At 49.9% G+C, this 13,227-nt stretch carries 11 protein-coding genes; 4 read left to right on the forward strand and 7 right to left on the reverse strand.

Annotation, left to right across the window (positions count from 1 at the left end; all coding sequences use genetic code 11):
* From ABUA47_RS13565 to ABUA47_RS13580, 4 genes are all read left to right on the forward strand, one after another.
* Positions 1-776 (forward strand): exonuclease SbcCD subunit D C-terminal domain-containing protein (locus tag ABUA47_RS13565; protein ID WP_349831667.1); only part of this gene is annotated, 776 nt, incomplete at its 5' end.
* Positions 777-791: 15 nt separating this feature from the next.
* Positions 792-4,214: an AAA family ATPase gene (locus ABUA47_RS13570; RefSeq protein WP_035448299.1), complete on the forward strand. Its 3,423-nt coding sequence runs from the start codon at positions 792-794 to the stop codon at positions 4,212-4,214.
* 101 nt (positions 4,215-4,315) lie between these two features.
* Complete coding sequence (gene map, locus ABUA47_RS13575; protein WP_005828329.1) at positions 4,316-5,170, forward strand: type I methionyl aminopeptidase; 855 nt, start codon at positions 4,316-4,318, stop codon at positions 5,168-5,170.
* Positions 5,171-5,191: 21 nt separating this feature from the next.
* On the forward strand, positions 5,192-6,424 hold the full coding sequence (locus ABUA47_RS13580) for a DNA recombination protein RmuC (RefSeq protein WP_009036948.1): 1,233 nt from the start codon (positions 5,192-5,194) through the stop codon (positions 6,422-6,424).
* Positions 6,425-6,687: 263 nt separating this feature from the next.
* On the opposite strand, the gene nqrF is transcribed toward ABUA47_RS13580, so the two are convergent.
* The 7 genes from nqrF to ABUA47_RS13615 all read right to left on the reverse strand — a co-directional run.
* Positions 6,688-7,962 (reverse strand): NADH:ubiquinone reductase (Na(+)-transporting) subunit F, encoded by a 1,275-nt coding sequence (gene nqrF / locus ABUA47_RS13585; RefSeq protein WP_016272690.1) that lies wholly within the window; start codon positions 7,960-7,962, stop codon positions 6,688-6,690.
* Between the two features lie 17 nt (positions 7,963-7,979).
* The gene (gene nqrE, locus ABUA47_RS13590) at positions 7,980-8,606 is read right to left on the reverse strand and encodes an NADH:ubiquinone reductase (Na(+)-transporting) subunit E (protein ID WP_005828321.1); all 627 of its coding nucleotides are present in this window, start codon (positions 8,604-8,606) and stop codon (positions 7,980-7,982) included.
* A 113-nt stretch (positions 8,607-8,719) separates the two neighbouring features.
* On the reverse strand, positions 8,720-9,358 hold the full coding sequence (locus tag ABUA47_RS13595; protein ID WP_005836455.1) for an NADH:ubiquinone reductase (Na(+)-transporting) subunit D: 639 nt from the start codon (positions 9,356-9,358) through the stop codon (positions 8,720-8,722).
* Positions 9,359-9,362: 4 nt separating this feature from the next.
* Entirely contained in the window at positions 9,363-10,052 is a 690-nt protein-coding gene (locus ABUA47_RS13600; protein ID WP_008663259.1) for a Na(+)-translocating NADH-quinone reductase subunit C, read from the reverse strand.
* 14 nt (positions 10,053-10,066) lie between these two features.
* Complete coding sequence (locus ABUA47_RS13605) at positions 10,067-11,236, reverse strand: NADH:ubiquinone reductase (Na(+)-transporting) subunit B (RefSeq protein ID WP_349831669.1); 1,170 nt, start codon at positions 11,234-11,236, stop codon at positions 10,067-10,069.
* 53 nt (positions 11,237-11,289) lie between these two features.
* Positions 11,290-12,642, reverse strand: a complete 1,353-nt coding sequence (locus ABUA47_RS13610) for a Na(+)-translocating NADH-quinone reductase subunit A (protein WP_349831671.1) — start codon at positions 12,640-12,642, stop codon at positions 11,290-11,292.
* Between the two features lie 234 nt (positions 12,643-12,876).
* Positions 12,877-13,227, reverse strand: a 351-nt coding sequence (locus tag ABUA47_RS13615) for a C1 family peptidase (protein WP_349831673.1), incomplete at its 5' end; no start/stop codon positions are given.

Below are 13,227 nucleotides of genomic sequence, written 5' to 3' on the forward strand. Positions count from 1 at the left end.
ACTTCCCCCTGCTGGACACTGAAACACCGCGCGACCAACGGCAGGCACGCTTCTTCCAGGCACTGCTGGACGAAGTGAAGAAACGGAATACGGCACAGCTTCCCGTCGTCCTCATGGCCCATCTCTCCATTGAAGGCAGCGACCGTAGCGGGCACGATGAGAGTATTGGCGGAATAGAGTATGTTCCCCTCAGCGCTATGGGAGAAGGATACGACTACCTGGCACTCGGACACATCCATTGCCCTCAGGACATCAAAGGCAGTCATCACCACGCACGCTATTGCGGCACTCCCCTCCCCGTCAGCTTCGACGAAACCTATCCGCACTCCGTCTCCATCATCGAGTTGGAGAAAGGGGCAGAACCACAAATCAGTACAAGGGAAATTGAAAATCCGATTCCGCTCGTCACACTTCCCCATGACCCGACACCTTTCGAAGACGCCTTGAAATTACTGGAAGAATATCCGGAAGAGAAACCTGCATACCTCCGTCTGAATGTGCTGACAAAAGGCTACCTGCCCCCCGACTGCAACGAAAAAGCCTCGAACGCCGCCAAAGGCAAGGCATGCAAATATTGCTACATCAAGACTACCCGAGAGCGGCAGGCCGACACTGACGAGAGCAAGCCTATCTCCATCCAAGAGATGCAGGAAATGTCTCCCCTGGAAATAGCCAGACTCTACTACCGCGAAACCGAAGGAGAAGAGATGGACCCAGAACTTTGCCAGCTGATGGAGACTGTCATGCAAAAAGTGAAAAGCAAGAACAACTCCTAATCATTTGTCCGGAACATGAAACTCCAGAAACTCACCATAAAGAACCTTGCCTCCATAGAAGATGCCGTCATCGACTTTGAGAACGGACCGTTAAGCGAGGAATCCCTTTTCCTTATCTGCGGTGAGACGGGTGCAGGGAAGACAACCATTCTCGACGCCATCTGCCTGGCACTCTACAACGAAACGCCCCGCATGGACCATGCCGAGAACGAAAAATACAAAGACCTGAGCCAGACTTTCTCTGCCAAAAAGGAAGATGTTGCCATCAACGACAGCCGGCAACTGATGCGCCGTAACACCAGTGAAGCATGGACGGAGCTGGAGTTTACCGGCTCGAACGAAACGCCCTACACCGCCCGATGGTACGTGGCACGGGCACACCGCAAGATTTCAGGAGCCGTGCAAGATGTGCGCTGGACACTGGAAAACAAGAAAAGCGGCGCACAGCTCAACAAAAAGAATGGGATAAAGGCAGAAATACAAGCTGCAGTGGGGTTGACCTTCGAACAATTCTGCCGCACCACCATGCTGGCGCAAGGCGACTTCACCAAGTTCCTGCAAAGCAAGGAAAGCGAAAAATCGGATATTCTGGAAAAGCTGACCGGTACAAGTATCTACTCCGAAATAGGTGCCGAAATATATGCCGCCACCAAGGAAAGACGGACGGAATACGAAAACCAGAACCGGAAGCTGGAAGGCATCCACATCCTGGCAGAAGAAGAAGTCACTGCAATCAAGGAAGCCATAGCCACGCAAAATGCCGGAGTCAAGGAAGCCAATGAGCAGAAAACTACCGCCCTCGCAAAACGGGACTGGCTGAAGAAATACTCCGAACTCCTCCTCACCCGTGAACAGCAAAAGAAAATGTGGGAAGGGAAGCAAGCGCAACTGCAATCGGACGAATTCAAACAGAAAGAACTCCTGATTAAAGAATGGAATGCCACCGCCGACGCCCGCAACTGGCTCTCTACCTTGAAACAGCAGCAACAGCAACAACAACAGAACTATGCACAAGCCGGAATGTTAAGAGCATCCTTTGCCCGGCTGGACGGAGGAAGCAAGTGGCTATGCGGTTTCCTGAAAGAGCAAGAAGACAAGCTGCATCGTGCCGAGAAGTACTTGCAAGAGCATTCGCCCTTACTGCCCATGTTCGAGCAAAGCCAATCCATCATTACCGGCCTAAAATCCGCACTCGATGCCCAAACACGCATCGGCACCTACAACGCGCACCTTGAAAGACTTGCCGCGCAACAACCCGTAAAAGTCAAGGAGCGTACCGACAAGGAAGCTGCCCTCACCCGGAAAGAACAAGAGAACCATACATTGCAAAACGAAATAAACCTCCGGAACAAGCAGCTTGAAACCATGGACCGCCCTGCCCTGCAAGACAAGAAAAACAAACTCGATGCCGGACGGGAGAACCTGCTGCAAGCATTGAGCGCCTTGTCTTTACTGGCTGAAACGGAAAGGACACTGAACGAGGCAAAGGAAAACGAAAAGGCTTTGAACGCCAAAGTGGAGGCGTGCCAAAAGCAATACGTCCTCCTGCAAACGGCATTCGACAGCAAGAAAACAAGTTATGATGACATCCGCACCCTCTACGACAAGCAAAAGGAAGCCGTAGAAGAGTGGGCAAAGGAAACACGCTCCCGGCTTGTCGTCGGGGATACTTGCCCCGTGTGCGGACAAGAAATAAAATCGCTTTGCAAAGATGAAGATTTCCAGTCTGTCCTTGCTCCCATACGCACCTCCCTGGAAACAAAAGAGAAAGAATACAAGGAAACCGAGCAGGCATTGAACAACAACCGGACAGAATCCAATACCTACGGAACGCTGGCAGAGAATGCCCGTCAGTCCACAGCAAGAGCGCTCCGGAGCTACAACCTTGCCCACACTGACGCACAGGCCAAATGCGCCCAATGCAACGGCGTTGGCCTCTCCACAACCACCGGCGAAACCCTGAAGAAGCTACTGGAAGAGAACAAGCTGGAAGCAGACAAACTGAACGAAAAGCTCACGGAAGTTCAAAAGCTCAGCGCACAAATCATAGCTCTGCAACGGCAAAAGGACGAATGCCAGAAAAGCGTGGACGCTGCACGCCAAGCCTTCAACTCTGCCGACAAAGTGCTGAATGAGCTGAAAAACAGCATCGTCAATTACGAGTCGCTCGCCGCCAACGAAAAGGAGAACATACGTGCCACCATGAACCGCGTCACTCCCCTCATCCTCTGGGAGGGATGGAGCACGGAATGGGAAAACTCCCCCCTCTCCTTTATTGACCGCCTGACGCAAGCTACGCGCAACTACCGGCTGGCGCAGGAAAAACAAAGAGAACTGAAATCCGCCATTGCCCTTATCCACAAAGAGCTGGAAGGGATAAACATCAACAAGGAAAGCATCGATGCCGCATTCCCCGACTGGCGCAACGCACCTGCAGCAACACAGGAAATGGAAATCAAGGACCTGGGGATTGCCTGGAATAATCTGAATACACAAGCAAGCGGACTGAAACAAAGCATATCCTCCACCGCAGACCAAATGGCAAGGCTGCAAAAGGATTTAACCGGGTTCTATGCCGCTAACCCCACTCTCGACGAGGAGCGTATCACCGTCCTATCCGCTTGGTCCGGCTCCCGAATAGAAGCATTACGTGCCTCATTGCAGACACTTAAAGAGGAAGAAGTAGCTGCATCGACCGCCTTTCATCTGGCCACCGAACAAATGGAAGAGCACATCGGCCGGAAGCCCGAAATAGAAGAAAACGAGAACTTCGAAACCCTGGATGCACTCATCGCAAATCTCGAAGAAAAGATAACCGCCGGCAACCAATCCATCGGCCAGCAGAAGTTACGCCTGGAAGAAAACACTCGCAACATCGACCGGATAAAGGAAGAAAAGGAACGTGCCGACCGGCTGCGCGAAGAGTATCTGAAGTGGGATCGCCTCTGCCGCCACTTCGGTGACGAACGGGGAAAAAATTTCCGCAACATCGCCCAAAGCTTCGTCTTGAAAGAACTGCTGGCAGGCGCCAATTTCTATCTGCAACGCTTGACCGACCGCTACGAACTGGAATGCCAGGCCGGTTCGCTCACCATCCTGCTGCGCGACTTCCATCAAGGAGGTGCGGCACGTCCGGCATGCACCTTATCGGGCGGCGAAAGCTTCCTAGTATCTCTGTCACTTGCCCTCGGACTTTCTTCCCTCAGCCGCCAGAGCCTCTCGGTAGACACACTGTTCATCGACGAAGGTTTCGGCACACTGAGCAGCGACTACCTGAACACCGTTATGGACACATTGGAAAAACTGCACCAGATGGGCGGCAAGAAGGTAGGCATCATCAGTCACGTGGAAGGACTGAAAGAGCGCATAAAGACCCAGATACAAGTACGGAGGATAGACAGTTCAAGAAGCGAAATAAAAGTGGTGAATACCCTCTAAGCTGGTATCGGGATAAAGAAAACGAATGTTTTTTCGGCTCTTGATAGTACAAGCACCTGCATTATTGTGTATTTTTGCAGTCTCATAAAAAAGAAAAGACAATGAAAAAGTTCATGAAAGGAGTCCGGTTTACTCCTAAAAACTATTCCGACGAAGTAGAAGCCAAAATTCAACATTATAAGAAAGAAGGATATAAACTGCCGATGCGAAGCGCACTCCGCACCGAGGAGCAGTTGGCCGGTATCCGCGCAAGTGCCAAAATCAACACTGCCCTGCTGGATTATCTCTCCGAGAACATTCGCGAAGGCATGTCCACAGCTGAAATTGACCATATGGTGTATTGCTTCACCACAGACCACGACGCCATCCCCGCCCCCTTCATGTACGAAGGCTTCCCCAAAAGTGTGTGCACCAGCATCAACGATGTAGTGTGCCACGGCATTCCCAGCACCAGGGAATTCCTGAAAAGCGGTGACATTGTAAATGTCGATGTATCCACCATTTACAAAGGTTACTTTGCCGACGCATCACGCATGTTCATGATTGGCGAAGTCAGCCCCGACATGCAGAGACTGGTACAGGTCACCAAAGAATGCCGTGACATAGGCATACAGACCGCACAGCCCTGGGCACGCCTCGGTGACGTAGGCGCCGCCATCCAGGAGCATGCGGAAAAGAACGGATACAGCGTGGTACGCGACCTCTGCGGACATGGCTGCGGCGTCAAGTTCCACGAAGAACCGGATGTGGAACACTTCGGCAAACGTGGTACGGGCATGCTGATAGTGCCGGGCATGACGTTCACCATCGAACCGATGATTAACATGGGAAGCTACGAAGTCTTTATCGACGAAGCCGACGGATGGACCGTCTGCACAGACGACGGACTGCCTTCTGCCCAATGGGAAAGCCAAATCCTGATTACTGAAGACGGAAACGAAATATTGACACAATAAGGCGGACACTTCAAAACACCTATGGAGATAGTATTACTGATTATAGGGATAATCATCGGAACCGTAGTCGGCTATCTGGCGGCAGACCGCAAGTCTGCCGCACTGAGGGCAGAAATCAGCGGGACAAAGAAGGAAATAGAATTATTGAAGCTGCAGAAGGAAGAAGCCGAAGCGTTGCACAAGCGCATGAACACCGAGTTCGAGAATCTCTCCAACCGTATCTTCCAGAGCAAAGCCGAAGACTTTACCAGGCTGAATACCGAACACCTGGGCAATCTGCTCCGCCCGCTGGGCGATAACCTGAAGGACTTCCGCCAAAAGGTGGAACAAGTATACAGCACCGAAGCCAAAGAACGCTTCTCGCTGGGTGAACGCATCAAGGAACTGGTGGAGCTGAACAACCGCCTCAGCGAAGATGCCAACAACCTGACCCGTGCCCTGAAAGGAGACTCCAAAATGCAAGGCAACTGGGGCGAAATGATTCTGGAACGTTTGTTGCAAGCCTCCGGACTGATTGAAGGCGAACACTACTTCCGCCAGGAGTTTCTAAAAGACGAACGGGGCGAAGCCATCATCAACGAGGAAAGCGGGCAGAAGATGCAGCCCGACATCATCGTGAAATACCCCGACGAACGGGAAATGATTATCGACTCCAAAGTGTCGCTGACTGCCTATGCTGCCTACACCTCTGCCGAAAGCAAGGAGGAGCAGGCACACTTCCTGAAAGCACACCTGCAATCTGTCCGCTCCCACATCGACGAGCTCAGCCATAAAGACTACTCGCATTACGACGCCCAATCACCGGATTTCGTTATGATGTTCATCCCCACCGAAGGTGCCTACCTCCTCGCCATCCAAAGCGATGCCCACCTCTGGGAATATGCCTACAACAAAAAGGTGGTACTAATGAGCCCCACCAACCTGATTAGCGCCCTGCGCCTCTCGCTCGACCTTTGGAAGAAGGAGAACCAGGTAAAGAATGTGCAGGCCATCATCAAGCGCGGCACCATCTTATATGAAAAGATTGCAGGCTTTACCGACACCTTCCTCGGTATCGGCGACCGGCTGGCCAGCCTGCAAAGGGATTACGACAAAGCCTTCAACCAGCTCTCGGACGGTAACGGCAGTGTAGTACGCCAGGCCGAAATGCTGAAAGGCATGAGCCTCACTCCCAAGAAACGCATTTCTCCAAGATTTCTGCCCAAAGATACCATTCAAGAAGAAACAGAAGAGGAAAACGATAACATTCAATAAAACATCCAACATGAAAACTCTGAAAGACCGCATTCTCCTTCACCAAGAACCATTCATACGAGGTCTGTGTCAACAGGAATTACCACCGGAGAAGTAACAGCCATTCTGGCAAATGCACCGATTCATATCAAGGAATAAAGAAAAAGCGACGAAGAATCCACTCCACTTTCTTTCAATAGAGAGGAAATGCCCCGAACAAAAAACTCCGGCAAAGCCCTGAAGGACAAGCCGGAGTTTTTTTATCTCAAGACGGACAAGGAAGATTATCCGCCAAAGTTATCGAACATCAGGTTCTGAGCCGGAACGCCGAGGTCGTCGAGCATCTTCTCAACAGCCTTCGACATCGGGCCGGGACCACACATGTAGTATTCGATGTCTTCGGGAGCTTCGTGGTCTTTCAAGTAAGTCTCGTAAATTACGTTGTGTACGAAGCCCGGAGTGTACTTCACGCCCGCTGCATCGGCTGCCGGATCGGGACGGTCCAGTGCAAGATGGAACTTGAAGTTGGGGAAATCCTTTTCAATCTGCAGGAAGTCTTCCAGATAGAACACTTCATTCAATGCACGTGCACCGTAGAAGTAATTCATCACGCGATCTGTAGTGTGCAGTGTCTTCGTCATATGCATAATCTGTGCACGCAACGGAGCCATACCGGCACCACCGCCGACCCACATCATCTCCTTCTTGGAGTCGAATATCGGATGGAAGTCTCCGTAAGGGCCACTCATGGTTACCTTATCACCCGGTTTCAGGGTAAAGATATAAGAAGAAGCGATACCCGGCATTACATCCATGAAGCCCGGGCCCTGGTCTTTCGGCTTGAACGGAGGCGTGGCGATACGTACCGTCAGCATAATGCGGTCGCCTTCGGCAGGATAGTTGGCCATAGAATAGGCACGGATGGTTTCTTCGTCATTGCGGCACTTCAAGCCCAGCAGACCGAATTTCTCCCATGCAGGCAGATACTCATCACCGATAAGGCTCTTGTCGATGTCCTTATCATAATCCATCGAATATTTAGGAATCTTAATCTGCGCATAAGAACCCGGAACGAAATCCATGTGCTCGCCTTTGGGCAATGCAACGATGAACTCTTTGATGAACGTAGCCACATTCTTGTTGGAGATAACCTCGCACTCCCACTCTTTTACGCCCAGTACGCTTTCGGGAACCTTGATGGCCATATCGCCTTTCACTTTCACCTGGCAACCCAGACGCCAGTGATCTTGTATTTGCTTACGGCTGAAGTGCGGAGTCTCAGAAGGCAAGATTTCACCCCCACCTTCCATTACCTGGCATTTGCACTGTCCGCAGGAACCTTTACCACCGCAAGCGGAGGAAAGGAACACACCGTTTACAGACAGCGTATTCAGCAATGTAGAACCGGAAGCTACGTCCAGTTCCTTGTCGCCATTGATAGTCAGTTTTACATTACCCGAAGGCACCAAGAAATTCTTGGCAACCAGCAGGATAACAACAAGCAGGATGACAACCACGAGGAATACTCCAATGCTTGCTAATATCATATTCATATCCATTGTTTTATTCCTTTCTTTTAGATGTTCAAACCAGAGAAACACATAAATGCCATTGCCATCAGACCTACAGTGATAAACGTGATGCCCAGTCCTTTCAGTGGAGCCGGAACGTCAGAATAGGCCATTTTCTCACGGATGGCAGCCAAGCCTACGATAGCCAGCAACCAACCGATACCGGAGCCCAACGCATAAGAGACAGCATCAGCAATGCCACCGATGAATTTCGGGTCGCTCTCACCCAGCGTGATGCGCTGCTGCATGAAAAGAGAAGCACCCATGATGGCACAGTTTACAGCAATCAGCGGCAGGAAGATACCCAGTGAAGCATACAGCGAAGGGCTAAAACGCTCTACAATCATTTCCACCAACTGAACGATAGCTGCGATTACAGCAATGAAAAGAATAAAGCTCAAGAAGCTGAGGTCAACGCCTTCAATGATTGCGTTGGCAGCCAGCACCTTTGTCTGCAATAAATAGTTGACCGGAAGCGTAACCACCAACACGAAAGTTACGGCGATACCCAGTCCTACGGCAGTCTTCACATTCTTCGATACGGCAAGGTAAGAACACATACCGAGGAAGAACGCGAATATCATGTTGTCCACAAAGATAGAGCGGACGAATAAACTTATTAAATGTTCCATATCTCTTCGATAAATTAAGAATTAAAGAATTAAAGAATTAAAGCAATGAGAACTTGTACTGCAGCAGAGCAGCCCATTTTTCATTCTTTCATTTTTCATTCTTCATTTATTTATTACTGCTTTTCCTGCAATTCTTTGTGACGTGCACGCTGATACCAGATGATGCAAGCGCAGAGAATCAACGCCATTGGCGGCATCAGCATCAAGCCGTTGTTCACATAGCCCAACTTCTGCAGAGGTTCATAGTTCAAGATGTTGAAACCGAGCAGCGTTCCCGAACCCAGAAGCTCGCGGAAGAAGGCTACGATTACCAGAATCTTGGCATATCCCAAACCATTACCCACACCGTCAAGGAAAGATTCCCAGGGACCGTTCTGCATGGCAAATGCTTCCAAGCGTCCCATCAGGATACAGTTGGTAATAATCAGACCTACATATACAGAAAGCTGCACACTTACATCGTAAGCAAAAGCTTTCAGAATCTCACTTACAATAGTTACCAACGCGGCAACAACCACCAGCTGAACGATGATACGGATACGGTTGGGTATCGTCTTGCGCAGCAGTGAAATCACTACATTGGAGAATGCTGTAATCACCGTCACTGAAAGCCCCATCACAATGGCAGGCTCCAGTTTGGCAGTAACAGCCAAAGCAGAACAGATACCCAATACCTGCACGGTAACGGGGTTGTTCAGTCCCAGCGGAGTAGAGAATACTTCTTTATTCTTCTTTGAAAACAATTGTCCCATATTCTTATTCCTCCTCATTATTATTAGTTAAAAAGTTCTTGTAGCTGCTCAGACAAGCCTTCAACATGGCATCCACACCTACAGAAGTGATGGTACCACCGGAAATGCCGTCCACCTGATAGTCAGGTTTCTCTACCTTGCCGTTCTTCACAACACCGAGGACTACCTCGCCGTTCTCCAACGTTTTCTTGCCGGAGAACTCTCCCTGGAAATGCGTGCTGGCGATTTCGGCACCCAGACCCGGAGTCTCACTGGCATGAGAGAAGTAAACACCATAAACGGTATCCTTGTCGCTGTTCAGCGCAACATATCCCCAGATAGCGCCCCAAAGACCGGCACCGTAAACGGGAAATACATATTTCTTCTCACCGTCAACCTCTGCCACGAATACGTGCAGACGGTTATTTTCTTTGGCTTCCTTCTCGTAAGCGGTAGCAAATGCACCGGTATTCTCTGTCAGAGTACCGTCAACGTTCATCAGCATATCGCCCTTTACATATTTATTATATTCAGCTTCGGCATCCTTCACGTCCTTGATGTTGAGTGCAGCAAGAATCTGCTTCTTCGTGTCAAGTTCCACATTCTTGTTCTGCGTCTCGCGCAAGGAAGAACTTACGAATGCCAGCAGGAATGCAACGATAACAACCATTACCGAAGCATAAATGATAGTATAACTATTACTATTGGTATTCATTTCTTTTCCGGTATTTAATTGTTAGACTTGATTGCACGTTTTTCGCGACGGCTGATGTTACCCTGTACCACACAGTAGTCAATCAGCGGAGCGAAGATATTCATCAGCAGGATGGCAAGCATCATACCTTCGGGGTAACCGGGATTGAGCACACGGATAATGATAGCCATGGCACCAATCAGGAATCCGAAGATGTACTTACCAGTCTCTGTACGTGCCGATGTAACGGGGTCGGTAGCCATGAACACGGCACCGAAGCAGAAACCGCCCAGCACGAGGTGTTCGTACCAAGGCATCTGTGCCATCGGAGTGTCGGGACCGATTGCATTGAACACCCATGCCATGAAGGCACCGCCTACGAATACGGAGAACATCGTTTTCCAGCTTGCAATGCCCGTCCACAACAGCAGAATGGCACCCAGAGCGATGGCGATAACGCTTGTCTCACCGATAGAACCCGGAATAAGGCCGGTCACCATGTCCCAGGAGAACTCCGGAACGGCGCCCGAGGTAGCGGCTGCACCCAACGGAGTAGCTACCGTCAGACCATCTACCGACTGTCCCAGACCGAAGATACTGTCGCCCGATACCCAAACGGCATCACCGGACATCTTCGTAGGATAGGCGAAGAATAAGAATGCACGGGTAATCAAAGCTACGTTGAACACGTTCATACCCGTACCACCGAATACTTCCTTAGCAAAAATTACAGAGAATGCAGTAGCCACCGCCAGAATCCACAACGGGCAGTCTACCGGAACAATCATCGGAATCAAGATACCGGAAACCAAGAAGCCTTCCTGAATCTCCTCCTTCTTCCACTGAGCCACTACGAACTCAATGCCGAGACCTACTACATAAGATACAATGATTTTTGGCAATACAGCCAGAAAACCGTAGATGAACATTTCCCAGAAGCCTCCGGCAGCACCGGTAGCGTGGAAATGCTGGTAACCTACGTTATACATACCGAACAGCAGCGCCGGTACTAACGCAATGACCACCATCGACATGATGCGTTTGCTGTCAATGGAGTCGTGAAGATGCGTTCCCGATTTCGAAGTGGCATTGGGCACGAACAGGAATGTTTCGAAGCCATCAAACACCGAACGAAATGCGTGGAATTTGCCGCCTTCCTCAAAGTTCGGCTTTATCTTGTCGAGATAATTTCTTAACGCTTTCATTAATATATTTACGATTTTACGATTTACAATTTACGATTTGCCATACGCCCCGATTATGCCATTTCGGCACGAAGCATATCGAGCCCTGCACGTACGATGCGCTGCACTTCCACTTTGGAAGAACATACGAATTCGCAGAGAGCGAAGTCTTCGGGAGCTACTTCGTAGATGCCCAGAGCCTCCATACGGTCGATGTCACCTGCAATGATTGCTTTCACCAAGTATTCGGGGAAGATGTCCATCGGAAATACGCGGTCGTATTCGTTGGACATAATCATGTGACGTTCACCACCCTTGATACGGGCATCTATCACATATTCCTTCTTGCCCATCAACCAGCTGAAGTAAGAGCGGTTGACGCTGAACTGATTGAAACGCGGCATAATCCAACCCAACATTTCATGGATTTCATCTCCTTCGGGAATAACGGTCAATTGGCTGTCGAAAGAGCCGAGGAAGCCGTTCGGAGAAACTTTCTTACCGGTCAGCACGTTGCCGCTGATGTAGCGGAGGTCTTTGTCGGTAGTCACGTTACCTTTGAAAACGTTCGTCAACAGAGCGCCGACTTTCAGCTTGCAATAAGCGGGTTTCAACACTTCGGAACCCGTTACAGCCACCGTACGGGTCATGTCCACACGACCGGTATTCATCAGACGTCCGATGAAGAGTACGGCTTCGGCACTGATGGTCCAGACCGTTTCACTCTTCACTACCGGAGAGATGTGGTTAATCTGTACACCCACGTTGCCTGCCGGATGTGGTCCGTCGAAAGCTGTTACGGTAACGTTCTTTGCCTGCACAAGAGCAGCAGACTTTTGTTTTACACTAATACCCAGATACGTCTTTGCCATCTTTGACAAAGCGTCGAGTCCCGTCTGGAAGTTTGCTTCTTCTCCCTTCAGCGCGAATTCAAAATCGGGAGCCAGCGGATTGCTGTCGAAAGCCGAAATGAAGATAGCTTTCGGAGTTACCGTCGGATCAGCGATAACAACGTCGTACGGACGTTGGCGGATGAAAGCGAACATACCTGCTTGCAAAAGAGCTTCTTTTACTTGCTGGCCGCTCATCTTGGACGGGTCCATCTTGCCGAATTCCTCATAGTCTTGCTCAGTGGCAGCCTCTACGACGATGTTCAGCACCTTGCGGCGTGCACCACGCTCCACGCTTGTCACTACGCCGCTAACGGGCGAAACAAATTTCAATTCAGGATGATTCTTGTCGATAAACAAGGGTCCCCCGGCCATCACATATTCCTGCTCTTTGACCACCACTTTCGGAGTGATGCCTGTATAGTCATCGGGAACCAGCGAATAGAATCCCGGTTCCTTAACAGACACAAGTTCCTGGGCAGCAGCGCCTTTCAGGTTGATGTCAAGGCCTTTACGTAACTTAATTACATTTGCCATGCGTTTATTTAAAATAATGGTTTCATTAATTTGCCGCAAAAGTAGCAAAAAAGAACGTGAATAAAGAGTAAAAAAGAAAGGAATTACGGAGAAATTTCCGTAATCCCTTTCGTTAACGAACACGAGAACAAGGATTAGGGGTTAAGAATTAGGGATTAATACCCTGCGGAATCATAGTGCAGCCCACTAATCCTTAATCCTTAATCCTTAATCCCTAACCCCTAATCCTTATCATCACTTTTCTTCAGCGAACATCGGGTCCCATGCCGGCAGGCAGACGGGCTTTTGTTTAAACAGTTCCATCACTTTGGCGGGAACATACTTTGTCTCCACTACCAGACGGAACATGTATTCATTGAACCACTCGTCGGTCATGATGAGATGTCCCTGATAACCGGAAGCGGCTCCCCAACTGTTCTCTACCATCCATTTTACGGGCTTTCCGTCTTTGTTCAAGTCAACGGCCATCAAGGTCATGGCGTGGGAAGAGCCACTGGAGAAAGTCTGGATACGTTGCTTCTTGTCCATCCCGAAGGTGGTGCCCATCAGTGATTCGTAGTCATAGTTTTTCACATCGAGCAGACC

The sequence above is a fragment of the Bacteroides sp. RTP31139st1_H2_RTP31139_211217 genome (assembly GCF_040227615.1).
In the GTDB taxonomy this organism is placed as follows: Bacteria; Bacteroidota; Bacteroidia; order Bacteroidales; family Bacteroidaceae; genus Bacteroides; species Bacteroides uniformis.